The organism is Caldisphaera lagunensis DSM 15908, assembly GCF_000317795.1.
Taxonomy (GTDB): Archaea; Thermoproteota; Thermoprotei_A; order Sulfolobales; family Acidilobaceae; genus Caldisphaera; species Caldisphaera lagunensis.
This window is the reverse complement of the sequence record NC_019791.1, coordinates 1003347-1020864: the sequence shown is the minus strand read 5'-3', so window position 1 is coordinate 1020864 and position 17518 is coordinate 1003347. Positions and strand designations below refer to the sequence as shown.

Genomic DNA, 17518 nt, shown 5'->3' with positions numbered 1-17518 from the left:
GAAAGTAAGGGATAAATAATCTTGGCTATTTGAATTTATGTTTTTATAAAAAAGAAGAATATAAGGTTTAAAGTTCATATAAATATTAGAGGAAAAGTTCATAGAAATATACGTAGAATGGTAAATAAAAAATGAAATCTGAAGAAATAAGAGAAGAAATAAAGAAAGTGTTAATTGATAATCCTTCAATAATAGCCGAAGCTATAGCTCAGAGGCCAGAAATAATTTATGAGGTATTGGCAAAGCTTACCCCATGGCAAAACCTCGCGACTAAAGATGATATTAGGGATGTGAAAAATTCACTCTCAAAATTAGATGCAAAGGTTACTGGCTTAGAAGAAAAAGTAGGGAACTTAGAAAAGCAATTTGCCACCAAGGAAGACATCTCAAAGTTAGTTACAAAAGAAGAAGCAAAGCAATTTGCCACCAAGGAAGACATCAAAAGGCTTGAAAATATTGTAAATGCCTTAGGTGCTAGATGGGGAATTTTATCAGAAAGTTCCTTTAGAAATGGTATATATGAAATTTTAAAGGATATAGGCTGGGAAATCAAAAATGAATTGATTTATGACAAAGATGGTTACGTTTATAATGATCCATCAGAAGTTGAAATAGATATTGTAATCAAAGATGGAAATATTATTATGATAGAAATAATGTCAGCACTAAAGAGAGGAGATCTACCTATAATAAAAAGGAAGAAGGAGCTTTATGAGAAAAAGGCCGGAGTTAAAGTTAGTGAAATAATCGCTATTACTCCTTTTATACATGATAAATATCAAGACAAAGTAATAGCTATGGCTAAAGATATGGGGATCAAGATAATTACTTCCTTAGATAATATTAAATAAACCTTATTAACTAATATTCAAATGATCTGGCTTCCTCCTAACTTTAACTTAATTAATGATTAGTTTATCTCTTTTTCCAGCATATCCCACGTTTAAACCACCATTCATGTTATCTACTTATATTTTAAATCCATATAAGTTTAATCCATATCGGAGTTTTTATTAGTAGAAAAGTCAAGATGCATATAGTAATATAATAAAAAAGGAAGATATTCACTCTCAAACTAAGATAGGCGAAAAGCCTGGGATATTAATGGTTCGCTAACACAATAGTTTCTGTTTTCTTTTTTGATCCAAGAGTGTTTCATTAGTTGCATTAAGTAATTATAAACTTCAGAATCACTTATTTCAATTCCCTCTTCAAGTTCCAAGGCTTTTTTCACATCACTCCAAGTTTTACATTCCTTCAATAAATTCATTATTGTCTCATACCTTTTTCTTGCAACTTCTCTTCCAATCAAAAAATTATTGAATTCTTTAATGATTAATTTTTTAGCGTATTCAAGCGTTAAATTTATACTTTCTTCAAGATCCTTCTTTTCCATATATGTAAAGCCAAAATAGGTCAACCAACCAGGAATTCCTCCAATTTTTTCGTATACCGTTTCATAATCTTTAAAATCAATGTTAATCTCTTCAAAACCTCTTTTAAGAAATTCTATTGCTTTTTCCCTATTAAAAGGCTTTAATTCTATAGTTGAAAATGCTCTTCCATAAAGTGGACTATTTGGATCATCAATTTTTAGAAATTCATATAGCATTCCCATCTCAGACCCACTTAATATAATTTTTATGTTTTTTAAATTATCGTAAGCATATGCAAGTGATGGTAAGATATTTATACCTTTTAATTTAATAAGCTCTTGAGCTTCATCTAAAACAATAATTACCTTCTTCCTAATTTTTTCCATAGCACTTAGAATAGAAGAAAAGCTTGGCCTTTCTTTTTTCTTCCAGTTAAATTTTATTTCATTTCCAAATATTTTTATACCTTGAATTTCTTTTAAAAAATCAATTAAATAGGGAAATTTATTTGCTAACTTGTTTATTTCATTTTGGAGTTCTAAAGAAAATTCCTTATAAGACAAGTAGTTATTTTGCTCAAACATTCTTAAGTCTAAGTAAATATAAGGCAAATTTAACTCATTCAAAGATATCCTTATTAAAGAAGATTTACCAGTTCTTCTTAATCCTAAGACTAATAATATAGGGGTCCTTAGCTCTTTTAACTTTTCTATTTCTTCTTCTCTATCAAAGAAATCCTTTCTATTATGTTTAGGCGTTATGTCGAATAGCACTTCTACCCCTAGAAGTAACTTCTACCCCTAGAAGTAATAAGTTTATCGATAAATGGGTTTTTATTATCATATGTGAAACTTACTGAAATTAATGATTTCTTTTATTAAATCTTATATCTTGTCCTGTTAATCTGTTTGTCTCATTACTTATCAAAAATGAAATTAGAGAAAAATCTTTTTTAAGTGGCTTGTTGTCTTATTCAAGACAAAATTTATTATCTTATAATTAATCATTTTTAATATAAAATTTTAAAATAGAACTTAGATTTAAAATTTAAAATATTAATTATATGATTTAACCTTTTGGGGGTTTAGGGGCGAAAGTCCCCTTCCATGAGGGATGAATAGCCCCCTTATAGAAATGTTTTTATGGTTATACTAAAACAATAAATATAAGGCTTCGGCTGAAAGTGCTGGGCCATACCCTAGGGACTGGGGATTAAACCTGTGGTGAGCAAACCCTCCATAACCTCTCTTCCACATGGGGCATAACGAAACGGTTCCATTCGATGGAATCTCCGCTGTGGGTGTAGGGGAATCGAGGTTGCTCTAAGAATCAGGAAATCCTACCGCGAGGTGGAGATGCTCCGTCCGTAAGAGCAGGGTAGTTTACTAATTGAGTTAAGTAATTATAAACTTCAGAATCACTTATTTCAATTCCCTCTTCAAGTTCCAAGGCTTTTTTCACATCACTTCAAAATAATAGTATTTATAGAAGGGAAGCCCATACAATTTAAATTCTATAATAAAAAGAAAACTTTTTATTGATAGAAATCAATCATAATCTTTATAAGCATCTCTAGTTATTTAATTTAATATAGCAGATCCCAGTTTCTATTTTAGATAATATAAAAACAATTTATTTAAAATAACTCTTATCTCCTTCTCAATAAAATAACTCCAGCAACAATAATTAATACAACTGCAACAATAATTATAAAATCAATCGAATTATTTGAAATTTTTGGAGCTAAAGGTGAAGATGAAACAGTTGTTGTAGATACACTATTTGTTGTTGATGAGCTCGTAGGAGTAGTTGATGTGGTTGTCATTGATGTTGTACTACTTGTTGTTGATGTGGTTGTCATCGAGATACTTGTTGTTGATGAGCTCGTAGGAGTAGTTGATGTGATGGTTGTTGTTAATGCCGTTGTTGTAGTAGTAGGAGTTGTAGTAGTAGGAGCCTGTATAAATGATACATGAATATCAGCACCAGTTCCATTAACAGTTATTTTTCCCGATGAAGGCGTTACATTATAGCCTTTAACAGGACTTATGGTATATGAGTAAGTACCGTTGGGCTCATCAAATGTTATTGTGTTAGATGTAGATGATTTGGTTATACCATTAAGAATTACAGTCCATAATGTTCCAGATGGCAGACCTGATTCTGTAAAGGTAACGGAATAAGCGACAACGGGAGATAAAATTCCCGTTGGTAGAATGGTTACTGTATCTGAACCTGAGTTTGCGACATACATATACCCATTCTCAGGATCATAAGCAATACCTATAGGTTCATCCTCTACATTGACGATTTCTATTACTGATGTATTTGAGATTACTGAAACTGTATTAGAAACAAAGTTTGTAACATACATATACCCATTCTCAGGATCATAAGCAATACTAATGGATGTAATCCCAACGTTAATATTTGCAATTACTGATGTATTAGAAATTACAGAAATGTTACTGGAACCTAATCTGATAACATACATATACCCATTCTCAGGATCATAAGCAATACCTACAGGCGCAATGATTTTATTAGTGGTTTGTATTTGAGGGCCTAGAGTAATATTTGCAATTACTGATGTATTAGAAATTACAGAAACCTTGTTAGAATTAATGTCAATAACATACATATACCCATTTGCAGGATCATAAGCAATATTAGCTGGTCCGTTGCCAACAGTAATATTTTTAATAACTGATGTATTTGAGATTACTGAAACTGTATTAGAAACAAAGTTTGTAACATACATATACCCATTCTCAGGATCATAGGCAATACCTACAGGCCAATTCCCAACATTAATGTTTTCAATTACAAATTTATTAGAGATAACCGAAACTGTATCAGAACCTACGTTTGTAACATACATATACCCATTCTCAGGATCATAAGCAATACCTATAGGCCCACCGCCAACAGTAATATTTTTAATAACTGATGTATTTGAGATTACTGAAACTGTATTAGAACCTGAGTTTGCGACATACATATACCCATTTGCAGGATCATAAGCAATACCTACAGGCCAATTCCCAACAGTAATATTTTTAATAACTGATGTATTAGAAATAACAGATACCGTATCTGAACCATAGTTTGCGACATACATATACCCATTCTCAGGATCATAAGCAATGCCATTTGGTGCATTCCCAACAGTAATATTTGCAATTACTAAGTTATTATAAATAACAGATACCGTATCTGAACCATAGTTTGTAACATACATATATCCATTTGCAGGATCATAAGCAATACCTATAGGCCAACTACTAACATTGACGTTTGCAATTACTAAGTTATTAGAAATGATAGAAACTCTATTAGTATAAAAGTCAGTAACATACATATATCCATTTGCAGGATCATAAGCAATACCGAAAGGCCCACCTCCAACGTTAATAACGAAGACAAGCGGGGAGAGCTGTGCCATTTTTGAATCCTGAGGTTGTAAATATTTGATTAGTTTATTTTCTCCTTGAGAAGATGAAGAAAATGTTTGCATTACTCCTCCTGAAGAATCTAGTCTTTTTACATGTTTATTTTCTATTTCTTGAGAAATTGAAAATAAGTAGCTTAAATTATTTGTAGAAATAAAGATTGAAGGTTCCATCATATTATTATCTAGCATCTTTTTGATTAGAGTTTCATTTAAAGAAGGTTTAAAATATCGCGTTTGATTATTGGCAAAGGCAATAGAAATGGGACCCACTAATGATACAACAAATAGAAGTATTAACAATATAGAAGAACTTTTTTTAAATGGGTTTTTAAAATCCACAGGACTCCACCTCTAATAAAACATTATATTAAACCTCTTTTTATATATTTTTCTATATTTTATGCTGTGTCAAATAATTAAACAAAATAAATGGGAATATGTTGAAAATGCTTTTGGCATCATTTTTCCTTCATTTTTATATTATAAAAAGATATAACCATCATATTATTGTCTTATGATCTCTTCCTTTAATCTTCTTTCTCTTGAAAGCAAAATTTTTAAAAATGTTTTGCAAAACTAATAAAAATTATTACCACTTTCATCATATCTTTACTATTTATCTTTTAACTCCTACTTCCTTTTATTGCCAGATTAAGCGTCTTTCGGCCTTCTCATTTCTTAATTGTTCCTAATAATCTTGATTCCAGAGTATTAGCCTTATTGATCAGATTTCATTTTTAATATACATCTCTATTTACTTCATAAGTCCATTTTTTCTATAAATCGGATCTTCCTCTACATGAAACTAAAAATAAGAGCATAAAAGCCCATGTAAACTATCCCACCTTCACACACAGGGCTTTGGAGTTTCCATAATTATTAATAGTAAATCTTCATTACTCCTTTGTTATGTTTGCATATTGTGGCCCGTATCTCTTATTAAGGCATGGGTTATGTTTATGCTGTTTCTGTCTATATTTCCAGAAAAACATCTCTTCATATGAAAACATTCCAGGATTCATATTTCGTTAAACACTTTGTTTTATGATTTATACACTCTTCTTAGAGGGGGATCTTTAGGTGATATCTTAGAAATTTATGATATGAGGCGCCGCGGGCGGGATTTGAACCCGCGCGGGGATTAACCCCATCGGCTTAGCAGGCCGACGCCCTACCGGGCTGGGCGACCGCGGCATCAACTCTTCATTCACATTATAATATCTAAGTTTAAGGTTTTTAAGGTTTTCAATATCGTTGGTTCGCGAATTTTAAATAATTTGTTTAAAACAACATGATTGAAAAATTTTTATTATAAAGATTTATAGTTTAAATATATTAAATCAGATCGGGGATGCTTGTGTATGAGATAAGAACCTTAACAATTCATTATGGAAAATCCCTTTCTGATGATATGGAAGACGCTAAAGATGAAATAGAAACTTTTTTGTCAAGGTTTTCAGAAGAAGTGGATAACTATAAAAGTCAATTTGGTATAAGCCCAACATATTTAAGGATCGCATTTCCAAATCCACCCTTTTTGGATGATTTGGAAAGCTTTGTAAAGTTATTAGAAGACCTAACAGAAAGATATTCTATTAATTTGGGTCAATTAGATTCTAATTATAACAGCTTATCTGAAGCAATATTATTGATCGCAAGCAATAAAATGTTTGCATCAATATTAATGAAAGGTAATGATTGGGATGAGGCTATAAAGATATCAAAGGCATTGCATGAATTAACATCTAATTCTCCAGAATTGGGAGCAAATATTGGCGTGAACACATTAAATGAAAAACATTTTATAACACCATATTATCCATTAGCATCAGCAATTCCAGGTAAAATTATGATATCTGCAGCATTAACTTATCCGAATTATTTAAAGGATTCTTACACAAAAAATGGTTATGATGGAATGATTTCTTCTATTATAAATGCTGGGAAGATCGCTGAAGATATGGCCATGCATGTTGCAAATGCATTAAATATAGAATATGCTGGCGTTGATTTAAGTGTTTCTCCTTGGATGGAAGAATCGAGCTTAGGGCTTGTCGAACAAGTTTCAGGGGTAAGATTACCTAAGCCTGGATTCGCATATGGGTTAAAAAGAGTTAATGATGCCTTATTGATTTCCTCTAAGAGTTTGAAAACCACTGGATTTAATGAGGTAATGCTACCAATTGCAGAGGATTCAAAATTAAAAGCAAGGGCAAGTGAAGGAGAATTTAATGCAAGAGATTTGGTAAAATTAAGCGGTGTTTGTTTGGCAGGCTTAGATTTAGCAGTAGTTCCTCATAATATAGTTGATGTTGCAGGTTTGTTATTAGATGAATCAGCATATGCAAAAATGAAGTCAAAAGCATTAGGGGTAAGAATTATACCGGTTGAAGGTGTAGAGCCAGGAGATAAAGTAGACCTAGGCAGATTCGGAGAAACCCCAGTTATCTCCATATAAAATTTTTGTCCCTTGTGCTGGCCTCACTATTTTAGCCTCAGCATTTATGTTGCATTTCTTATAAATATTTAAACCTGTATTTATTAGATTCTCTGCATTTTTCTCATATAGAACAATTATTGATGGTCCTGCACCACTTATTGCAACTCCATAAGCGCCTTCATTATGCAAGGCTTCTTTAATTTCCATAAAACATGGAACAGCCTTTGCTCTTGCATTTGTAACAATAGTATCATTCATTGCTTTCCCTGCAGCTTTAAGATCACCCTTCAATAATGAAGAGATGAGAATTCCCAAATTTGCAGTATCATGTATGTGATGTTTAAATTCCACAAATTTTGGTAATAAGGATCTCATATATTGTGTTTTATTTTCTAGGTAATAATTAATTGGTCTAAATATAATGAAAGATGCATTAATATCAAAGCTATAAGCAAGTATATTATCATCAATATTTCCTACAACAACAAGCTTTCCTAATAGAGATGCAGAAACGTTATCATAATGAGGAACTCCTGCAGAAACTATTTCCCCTTGGCCTGCATATTTTATTAATTCTTCCCTTTTTAGGCCTAAATCTAACACATTCGATAATGCAAAAACAGCTGCGGCAGCACTTGCTCCACTACCTCCTAAACCAGATGAAACAGGTATTCCTTTCCAAATTTTGATACTTATATCGTAGTTGTTTAGTTTTAAGTCATTCATCATATATCTAATAGCATAAGAAGCGCTATTGTTTTCGCTAACATTAGATGAGAATGGCCCATCAATTTTTTCAACTTTAATATCCCCGGCACCATTTTTTGCTGATATAGAAACTACATCATAGTAGGCATCGTGAGCAAGAGATAAAACATCAAATCCAGGTCCTAAATTTGCAGAGCTAGAATAGGCTTTAGCCCACACTTCTTCCATCTTAATCACCTTTTTGCTAAAAACGAATAGTTTAAGAAATATAAATCTTTATTTTGTGTTTGATATGATAAGTTTCATATAAGGAAAAAAATTATAAATTTAAATAAAAAAGAACTATAAATCTGCTAATAAGAATAAATAAGGGATTTTTATTAATAGTTATGTAAAAATAATGAAGCTTTTTTAATTAATAACTAATAATTTTTGCATCAGCTAATATGTTAAATAAATTTATAAGATCTTCATTATTAACATTCTTTTTACCATATTCAGCTAATAAGAGAGTGTAAACTTCTTTTAGAGGTCTCTCTTTTGATAAGAAGAAAGCTTCTCTTAGATAAACTGTTGTGCCTAAAGGACTTCTGTTTAAAATTTCAGATATCTTTAATGAAGCGTCTAAATTATATTTTGCAATAGCTCTTAACCCTTCTACCATTGGTGGTTTATTTTTTATGATATTATCTCCACTTGCTTCAATTTTTATATCTATATCTCTTTTTTCTAAATTAAATAATTCAGGTAAGTATTTTAATGCAAGCTTAGCTGATATTAAATCATTATTTGATAAATGATTTATTATGATTTGATTTAATAAATCATTGTAAAACATTGAAGTATCAACATCAATTAAAGTTAACGTATAAGAAGCTAAAGAAGCAATTGAAGAAGAAAGCTTAAGCATAAACCTAGATATCCTATTCATATCATCTAAATCAGTATGGTATGCGTAATCAGGCCATTGATTTAGCATAACTGATGGTATACCATAAGATATTGTAACATCATGATCACTTCCTCCATCATATGGAGTCAAGAGGAATCTATCAAATCCCATTTTGTTTGAAATTATTTTCGCTGCATAATATATTGCCGCGCTTGATTTAGATATATTGCTTATGCTATTGCTAATAATTTTCAAAGGCCCATCTCTTTCACTTGGATAAACCCCAACCATATCGAGGTTTATAGCTTCTGTAACAAGGCTAGATAACCATGAATTAAAAACCACGCTGCTTCCCGTATATTCTGGGAACCAAATAAATCTAATTGTTTTATCTGGTTGTTTTATTTCACCTTTTTGTATCATTTCGCTTAAAACAATTGCTGTTTCCATCAATGAAACTGTACCGCTTCCGTTATCATTTGCTCCAGGACTTGGATGACACATATGAGCCATTAATATTGGTCCTTTAGAATTTTTATCCCCAATCCAGGCTAAAATATATGGAAATCCGGGATCCTTCTTAACATCAGCATCTAAATACATAGATACTTCCTTATCCTCAATATCATTTACCAAATAATTTGGTATAGATATAGCTGGAATTGTATATTTTGCTGCTTCTTCTCTACTTAAAAATAATGATTTATAAGGAACAGCTTCTGGAGGAGAATTCTTTGAATAAAGAAGTACTCCTAATGCTCCATTTTCATATGCAAGCCTATAAACTATGTAAGACAAACCATCTGATACAACTATTTTTCCTTTAGCCTTTTTATATTCTTCAGGATCATTCCATTTGTTTATTTTTACTGCTTTACCAATAACCTTTCCATCAGATGGTGGAGAATGAGCAACTGGTAATGTAGGGTGTTGCTTGCTATTTAATTCTACATCACCTATTTTTAACCATGTAAATCTGTGTATCCAACCTGTTGGCGCACCAATCCATTCTGGAACTGAAGTTCCACCAAATTTTAGAAATTCAACATTTAATATATCGGGAGAATTTTCTATTAAGGTTTTTTCAATAAATTTTGCGGCATCTAAAATTTCTGCACTTCCCTGAATTCTATTATACCTTGTATAATTTGATAAAAATCTATAAACCCTATAATCATTTGTATAATTAATAAATTTGTTATAAAGGTTTCCTAATGTTTCTATTTCATTTATCATGGTTATCCCCAATAATTTTGTTAATTTAAAGATTAAATATTAATTATGCGCTTTTTAAGTCCGAAAACTCTAATAAAATGGGGTTAGCTATTGGTACTAGAAGGATTAAGGAATGCAGTAACGAAGTTTTTAAAAGGAGGTAGCACATATAAAGATTCTGTTGAAGAATTTATTAAAGATCTCCAAAGAGAACTAATAAAATCCGATGTTAATATAAAATTAGTTAAGGAATTAAGTGAAAATATAAAGAAGAAAGCATTGGAAGAAGAACCTCCTTCTGGTATAAGTAGAAAAGAATGGTTTATAAAAATAGTATATGATGAATTGAGCAATTTATTTGGGGGAGATACAACTCCAGACGTTGAGCCTAAAAAAATACCATGGATAATATTATTAGTTGGAGTCCAAGGTTCCGGAAAGACTACAACGGCTGGAAAATTAGCAAGTTTTTATGTTAAAAAGGGTTATAAAGTAGGTTTGGTTGCAGCAGACACTTATAGACCAGGTGCATATGAGCAACTCAAAATGCTATCAAATTTAAGCGGAGCAATGTTTTATGGAGATCAAAACAATAATAAGGCAGAAGAAATCTCAATAAATGGAGTTGAATATTTTAAAAACAAAAACGCTGATATAATAATTATAGATACAGCAGGTAGACATGGTTATGGTAATGAAAAGAGTCTTCTCGATGAGATGAGAAACATATCTAATAAAGTCAAACCTGACGAAGTAATACTTGTTTTAGATTCTTCAATTGGTCAAAAAGCATTTGATTTAGCTAAACAATTCCATGAGACAACACCAATAGGTTCAATTATAGTAACAAAGCTTGATGGAACTGCTAAAGGTGGTGGAGTATTATCAGCAATAGCTGCAACGGGGGCTAGAGTTAAATTCATAGGCACAGGTGAAAAGATAGATGAACTAGAACTTTTTAATCCATCAAAATTTGTCTCAAGGTTACTAGGACTAGGAGATTTAGATGCATTACTTGAAAAAATAAAATCTGTCCAAGATAATATAAATATAGAAAAATTGCAAGAAGATTTAGCTAAAGGAAAAATAACTATGAGGACATTGTATGCACAATTAAAGAGTTTAAGGAAAATGGGGCCTTTTAGCAAAATATTGCAAATGTTACCAACAAGCTCATTACCTGTTCAAATAAAAAATGAACAATTAAAGATTGGTGAAGAGAAGGTTGATAAATGGCTACATATAATAGAAAGCATGACCTATGAAGAACTTGATAACCCTGATATCATTGATAGGAAGAGAATGAGAAGGATTGCAATTGGTAGTGGGACAAGTATTGAAGATGTTAAGGATTTGATTGTTTATTATAAAAACTTGAAGGCAATAATGAAAAGGATTAAAAGAGATAGGGGAATATTAAAGAAATTAGGAATGCAAAATATAGAAGATTAAATAGCTGGTGCATTTTTCCCTTTATTTATTGTTATTTCTATAGAGGGTAAGGTTTTCTTACTTCCTTTTTCATCACTTATCTCTTCTGAAAATATATTTAAATCTTTAAGAGTTAAGTCTTTATAATACATGTTTTTAAGGTATTCGACCAAATCAACTGCTTTGCATATATTTGACCCTCTAGCCCTTATTTTAATTTCTTCAGCATTTTCATAATTAAACATCTGTATGGCTACCAAAGCGTAATTCATTAAAGGTTTTCTACCAATATAAATCAATTTTTGCTGATTTTCTGACAATTCTTTCACCTATTTTAATTTTGAAATAATATATTAAAAGCGTTTGTTTTTGCTAATTATTTTAGCGATCTTCTCAAAATTATTTCAAGGACTATTGATATAAGGATTAATAAGATGCCTAACTCTATACCTAAAGATAAAGATATGTGACCATACCCCGTTACTTTGAAATTTTCATTTATTAATACAGTTGAAGAATTTGGAAATGCTAGCACAACAATGCTTTCTTCAGGATTAACTGTTTTCTTGACTATATAGCTATTTCCTACCTTTTGCGCATTTTTTACTAGCCCTTGAAATGCCTGTTCTGCAGTTATCGGATTTCCTTGAAGACCTGTAACTACAAAATATACTCCTGTTTGAAAATCGTCGTGGGAGATGGTATTAACAGTCTTTAATCCTAGACCTCCCGCTTCTCCCAATAATGTAAGGGGATTACCAGTTAAGTTCATGTAAAGGGCTTGAGAAACTCCAGTAATATTTATTTGTGCAACACCAGAACTTGTGGGCACAATTGCAGCTAAAATAGATGGTGCTGATTTTCCATCATATCCAATGCTCCATGATGAATAAGTTTTCACACCATATTGAGTTGCAAATACTGATGCTATGATTAAAGCTATGGCTATCCCAAAAATTATCCTAGGCAAAAGTTTTTTAAACCAAAACATTATGGTTCGAACCTCCTAGTAAAGTATATTATATAAGTTATGAATAATGCTAAAAATATTAATGGAACAACAAAAATTTCCCATAATGGAGTTGAAACTTTAGTTATCATATCATATACAACATTATATAACCCCATGGAATTTGCTATTTTAGTTAAAATTTCAATATTGTTTAAAGATCCTATTAATGCCAATATAATACTTGTAACAGTAAATCCAAAATATCCGGTAATGCTAATTACTGCTGATGTACCAGAACTTTTTGTTTTTATAGATGCTAAGATAAATATAGATCCATATAATTGGGCTTGAATTAAATAAGAAACCCACATTATTAAGAATTCTCCAATATTTCTTCCAACAACAGGGTATAACATTACACCTGAAACTATAGCTGGTATTCCCAATAATATAAGAGAAGGTATGAAAACCCTTGTTAAGTAAATAATTAATGAGGATTCTCTTCTTGATATAGGATAAGTTAGATATAATGGCATAACCCCTGTTTGGACTAAGTTAACTAAGTCTGATGATGCTCTTAAAGCTAAATAAAGAGAGGTAACAAATAAAACAGCCCCTAAAACAGCATTTGCAACTGCAGGAGGAGTTGTTACTGGTTCTAATACAGATAATATACCGCTTAAAGCTGATACTAAGATTAACATTATATCAAAGCTCGGTGGCCTTAACGAATCATATAGATCTATTAGAGCAAGTTCCCATGATTTCTTAATAGACATGTCTATCCCTCCAATATTTCCTCAATTACAGGCTCTATTAGTTCGATTCCATATATTTGTTGTCCATTTTTTATCTGATCAGAAAGGAGATTTAATAGCTTTGATATCCCCTCTTGGTTTTCTGTTTTTACATATATATTTCCTCCTTCAATGCTTAATGAGTATCCATTTTTTTCTAGGTTTTCTTTTATTATTCTTACATCTTTACATCTTATCCTAGCTATTGATATATTTTTGATTATATCATCTGGTGTACCTGTTTTAATAACTTTACCTGATTTCATTATTGCTATGCTTGTTGAAACCCTTAAAACCTCTGGCAAGACATGACTTGATATCATTATTGTTAGGCCTTTTTGCTTATTTATTTTTAAAAATAGCTCTAATATTTTGTTCCTTTCTAATGGATCTAAATTGCTTGTAGGCTCATCAGCAATAATCATATCAGGATCAGAAATTAATGCATGTGCAATGGCTGCTCTTTGCCTTTGGCCAGCACTTAGCTGAGAAAAAGGCTTATTTTCATAATTTGATAGACCAACTAAATCTATTGCTTCTTTAATTATTTCAGAATTTTTATTATAAATTTTCGTTACATGAGACAGAAATTCTTCTATTGGCATACTCATTGGCAATGAAGGTCTCTCAAATATTACTCCAACCCTTTCTCTTGCTGAAGACTCATAAAATGGATCTTTGTTAAAAAGCAGAACCTTTCCTGAATCTCTTCTTAACAAACCTAAGGATGTTTTTATTAAAGTAGACTTTCCTGCACCGTTAGGACCAACTAATGCCATTATTTCCCCTTTTCTTACTTTTAATGAAACGTTATTTAAAACTGTGAAATTTCCATATTTTTTTGTTACATCTTCTATTATCAGATCATCCATTTTTCCACCAGCAATATTGTATTGACAGAAATTTAATAATTATTATATTAATACTCCTTATTATTGCTTATAAATAATTCAACAAAGGCTACAAGATATGATTATTTTAAAAATTATTATAGGTAAATTAAAAAAGAATATTTATTTAACCTTTTTTTCATTATTAACTTTACCAGTTAAGCTAAACCTCATAACATCTAGCTTTAATAACTGTATTGCTAAAGCTGGATCAACACCTATAGGGCAAACCTCAGAACATGCTCCGATAAATTCGCAACCCCATACGCCATCTGGAGTATCTATTCTAACCAACCTAAGCTTTTCTCCTTTATCTCTTGAATCACTATTATATCTATATGCCTGCGCTAATGCTTGAGGGCCTAGAAATGCAGGATTCGAATTGCTTATTGGGCAAGCATCAACGCATAGGCCGCATTTTATGCAGTAAGAAAATGGTAAATAATAATCTAGCTCCCTTCTATCCTGTTTGTATTCAACCTTTGGATTAAATTTTTCTTCTATATCATCAGTATATATCCAAGGTATTACATATTTATGTTTGCTAAAAAACTCATCCATATCGGTAACAAGATCTTTTAATATTGGATGTCCCTCCATTGGTCCTACAACAACTTCATCTTTTTTAAGAGTTTCGATATGAGTTTGGCATGCCAATCTTGGCTTTCCATCAATTACCATACCACATGATCCGCAAATTCCCATCCTGCAGCTATATCTTATTGCAATTGATGGATCTTGAGTTTCTTTAACATTTATCAAAGCGTCTAGAACTGTTGTATATTTGTTAACTTTTACTTCATATGAGAACTCCTTAATTTCTCCCTTATCAGGCAAATACCTTTTTATCTTAAGCTTAACAGTTCTATTTTTATTACCATTCAACTCCTACCACCTTTTAAATAAACCTCAAAGAGGCCTATGATGCCATAGGCTATTGATCCAATAGCTATTAGTGCAAGAATAGTTTCCCTAATGTATTTGATTCCATGAAATGGTATCAATATTAAGCTAATAATTAAAAGTATTGGTATGCCAAACATAGCCAAATATTGCAAAAATGTAACCTTAGAAAACATAATACCTTTCCCTTTCATGGATACCACCAGATTATCATTGCAATGAAACCGATTATCCATATGGCCAAAACCAAATATGGAGCTAGCCTTAGATGAACCAAGTTTTTCTTATATCTTAATCTATATAGATGTGCATATTCATTGTTTAGTTTTCCAAATACCATACCTCTGCTCATTGATAATGCTAAGCCTTTAACGCTCTCAAATAGTTGGGGTATAAACAAAATCCATACTAATGCTGTGAAGGCCTTAACTGTTAAAGCAAGTCCTGGGTAAAATAGCCAAGATAATAAAATTATACCATATATTATAGATACTGGAATTTGAATTCTGTAGAAGATTGCATGAATAAATCCTTCTAAATAAAACGATCTAAGTCTAAAAATTCTTGATTGTGAGCCTCTTAAATCTTTTAACTTTTTCTTCTCTCCCATCTTAATACACCCTTTCTGTAGGCTTCCACTTTGTTATCATAACATCAATGTATGAAACTCTTGGATAGGAATCGGTTCTGTAAATAAGCGTATGTTTAAGGAAGTTAGTATCATCCCTCTTTGGATATTCAATCATAGCATGCGCCCCTCTTGTTTCTTTCCTGTTAATTCCCCCTTCAACTATTGCCTGAGCTAACTCTATCATGTTTCCTATTTCTATAGCCTCCTTAAGATTTGAATTGTATACCTTATTCTTATCAGTTATTGAAATATTTTTATATCTCCTCCTTAACTCAATTAATTTCTTTTTAGCAATTTCCAAACCTTCTACTGATCTATATACATAAACATATTTATCCATAGTCTCCCATAATTCTTTCCTTAAGTTATATGGATTTTCATTCCCATCGCTTGAAAGCATCGAGTCTATTTCTTTTTCAGCCTTATCTATATCATCTTTAATTTCATTAATTTCAGGAAAATCTGAATTTTCTAGTGCAAGTTTGGCTGCTGACTCTCCAATCATCCTGCCCCAAATAGCGCATTGACTTAGCGAATTACTACCTAATCTATTAGCACCGTGAACACTAACACAACCACATTCCCCTGCAGCCCATAAACCGTATATAGGTGTTTCTTTATCGGCCATAACTTGCCCATATAAATTAGTGTGGATACCTCCCATTGTAAAATGAGCTGCAGGCCTTACTGGTATAGGCTCTTTTGCAGGGTTGAAGCCCATCGATTTTATTACTATTTCTTTTATCATTGGCAACCTTTCATCTATTTTTTCCTCCCCCAAATGTCTTAAATCTAATAATACATAACTAAGACCAGAAACTTCATCAAAAAATCCTCTTCCTTGCTCAATTTCTGTAACTATTGCTCTAGATACTATATCTCTAGGGGCAAGCTCCATTTTTGATTTAGCATATTTCTCCATAAACCTTTTACCTTCATTATTAATTAAATAACCACCTTCACCCCTGGCTGCTTCCGTAATAAGAATTCCTGATGGCACCAAAGCTGTTGGATGGAATTGAACAAATTCCATATCTTTAAGGGGTATTCCTGCTTTATAAGCTAAAGCTATACCGTCACCTGTACTTGAATATGCTGTTGTTGTAAATCCATAAACCCTAGAGGCGCCTCCTGTAGCAATTATACATGCTTTTGCAATGAAAATCTTTAGCTCACCATTTGATAGATCCATTACGATTAATCCCTTAAATTTATTATTTTTTATTATTAAATGTGTAGCAAAATGTTCATGATAAACGTCTATATTTGAAAAACTTAGTATATTATCATACAATGCATTAAGCATAAAGAATCCGGTTTTATCAGCGGCAAACGCTGTTCTGGGTATTGTCATACCTCCAAAAGCTCTAAGCATTATTTTTCCATCTTCTGTTCTATTCCAAGGAACTCCTAGATGATCAAAAAACCTTATTTCATTAGGTGCCTCATTTACTAATATTTCGATAGCTGGCTGATCTCCTAAATAATCCCCTCCTTTTACTGTATCTAATGCATGCAATTCTATAGAATCCCCATTTTCACCAGGATAAAGAACTCCTGAAATTCCTCCTTCAGCTGAAACAGAATGACTTCTCATTGCATGAACTTTCGATATTAAAGCTATATGAAGTTTCCCTTTAGATACATAAGCTGCTTGCAAAGCAGCCCTCATGCCAGCTATTCCAGATCCAAGGACTACAATATCGTATTTCAATGTCTCCATTTTAAAGTCACCAAAATATTAGATATCATAGTTTGAACAAATTGGTTGTGTGATAGATAGAATTACAGTGTAAGATTTTTTCACCATATTCACCATTATCATTAAA

General features: G+C 31.7%; 16 protein-coding genes and 1 tRNA gene. 3 read left to right on the top strand and 14 right to left on the bottom strand.

Translation table 11 applies throughout. The annotated features are described in order from the left end of the window. Positions 1-131: 131 nt before the first annotated feature. Positions 132-851, top strand: a complete 720-nt coding sequence (locus tag CALAG_RS04885) for a PD-(D/E)XK nuclease family protein (protein WP_015232624.1) — start codon at positions 132-134, stop codon at positions 849-851. A gap of 224 nt (positions 852-1075) precedes the next feature. Here CALAG_RS04885 and CALAG_RS04880 read toward each other — a convergent pair whose 3' ends face one another. From CALAG_RS04880 to CALAG_RS04870, 4 genes are all read right to left on the bottom strand, one after another. Further along, positions 1076-2149 carry an AAA family ATPase gene (locus CALAG_RS04880; RefSeq protein ID WP_015232623.1) on the bottom strand — a complete coding sequence of 358 codons (1074 nt, stop codon included), beginning with the start codon at positions 2147-2149 and terminating at the stop codon, positions 1076-1078. A 556-nt stretch (positions 2150-2705) separates the two neighbouring features. Next, on the bottom strand, positions 2706-2837 hold the full coding sequence (locus CALAG_RS08105) for a hypothetical protein (protein WP_342662575.1): 132 nt from the start codon (positions 2835-2837) through the stop codon (positions 2706-2708). Positions 2838-3024: 187 nt separating this feature from the next. Beyond that, positions 3025-5169, bottom strand: coding sequence for a YncE family protein (locus tag CALAG_RS04875; RefSeq protein ID WP_015232622.1), 2145 nt, complete (start codon positions 5167-5169; stop codon positions 3025-3027). A 770-nt stretch (positions 5170-5939) separates the two neighbouring features. Further along, positions 5940-6024, bottom strand: a tRNA-Ser gene (locus CALAG_RS04870). Positions 6025-6187: 163 nt separating this feature from the next. On the opposite strand from CALAG_RS04870, the gene CALAG_RS04865 reads away from it, so the two are divergent. Then, complete coding sequence (locus CALAG_RS04865; protein WP_015232621.1) at positions 6188-7288, top strand: DUF711 family protein; 1101 nt, start codon at positions 6188-6190, stop codon at positions 7286-7288. Here CALAG_RS04865 and CALAG_RS04860 read toward each other — a convergent pair. Both CALAG_RS04860 and CALAG_RS04855 read right to left on the bottom strand, forming a co-directional pair. Then, positions 7250-8206, bottom strand: coding sequence for a homoserine kinase (locus CALAG_RS04860; protein ID WP_015232620.1), 957 nt, complete (start codon positions 8204-8206; stop codon positions 7250-7252). The genes CALAG_RS04865 and CALAG_RS04860 overlap by 39 nt on opposite strands. Before the next feature lie 187 nt (positions 8207-8393). Then, complete coding sequence (locus CALAG_RS04855; RefSeq protein ID WP_015232619.1) at positions 8394-10106, bottom strand: M28 family metallopeptidase; 1713 nt, start codon at positions 10104-10106, stop codon at positions 8394-8396. Between the two features lie 90 nt (positions 10107-10196). Here CALAG_RS04855 and CALAG_RS04850 point away from each other — a divergent pair, with 90 nt between their 5' ends. Beyond that, positions 10197-11537, top strand: a complete 1341-nt coding sequence (locus CALAG_RS04850) for a signal recognition particle protein Srp54 (RefSeq protein ID WP_015232618.1) — start codon at positions 10197-10199, stop codon at positions 11535-11537. Here the strand turns inward: CALAG_RS04850 and albA are convergent. The 8 genes from albA to CALAG_RS04810 form a co-directional block, all read right to left on the bottom strand. Beyond that, on the bottom strand, positions 11534-11836 hold the full coding sequence (gene albA, locus CALAG_RS04845; protein WP_015232617.1) for a DNA/RNA-binding protein AlbA: 303 nt from the start codon (positions 11834-11836) through the stop codon (positions 11534-11536). The two genes, CALAG_RS04850 and albA, sit on opposite strands and share 4 nt — an antisense overlap. A gap of 56 nt (positions 11837-11892) precedes the next feature. Further along, positions 11893-12507: a hypothetical protein gene (locus tag CALAG_RS04840; RefSeq protein WP_015232616.1), complete on the bottom strand. Its 615-nt coding sequence runs from the start codon at positions 12505-12507 to the stop codon at positions 11893-11895. Further along, a complete protein-coding gene (locus CALAG_RS04835; protein WP_015232615.1) occupies positions 12507-13247 on the bottom strand; it encodes a hypothetical protein in 741 nt (246 codons plus the stop codon). Before CALAG_RS04835 ends, CALAG_RS04840 begins: the two co-directional genes overlap by 1 nt. Positions 13248-13249: 2 nt before the next feature. Then, the gene (locus CALAG_RS04830; protein WP_015232614.1) at positions 13250-14137 is read right to left on the bottom strand and encodes an ABC transporter ATP-binding protein; all 888 of its coding nucleotides are present in this window, start codon (positions 14135-14137) and stop codon (positions 13250-13252) included. A 141-nt stretch (positions 14138-14278) separates the two neighbouring features. Then, positions 14279-15040 carry a succinate dehydrogenase/fumarate reductase iron-sulfur subunit gene (locus CALAG_RS04825; RefSeq protein WP_015232613.1) on the bottom strand — a complete coding sequence of 254 codons (762 nt, stop codon included), beginning with the start codon at positions 15038-15040 and terminating at the stop codon, positions 14279-14281. Beyond that, positions 15037-15252 (bottom strand): hypothetical protein, encoded by a 216-nt coding sequence (locus tag CALAG_RS04820; protein WP_015232612.1) that lies wholly within the window; start codon positions 15250-15252, stop codon positions 15037-15039. Before CALAG_RS04820 ends, CALAG_RS04825 begins: the two co-directional genes overlap by 4 nt. Further along, positions 15249-15668 carry a hypothetical protein gene (locus CALAG_RS04815; RefSeq protein WP_015232611.1) on the bottom strand — a complete coding sequence of 140 codons (420 nt, stop codon included), beginning with the start codon at positions 15666-15668 and terminating at the stop codon, positions 15249-15251. Before CALAG_RS04815 ends, CALAG_RS04820 begins: the two co-directional genes overlap by 4 nt. 1 nt (position 15669) lies before the next feature. Then, positions 15670-17412: a succinate dehydrogenase/fumarate reductase flavoprotein subunit gene (locus tag CALAG_RS04810; protein WP_015232610.1), complete on the bottom strand. Its 1743-nt coding sequence runs from the start codon at positions 17410-17412 to the stop codon at positions 15670-15672. Positions 17413-17518 lie beyond the last annotated feature (106 nt).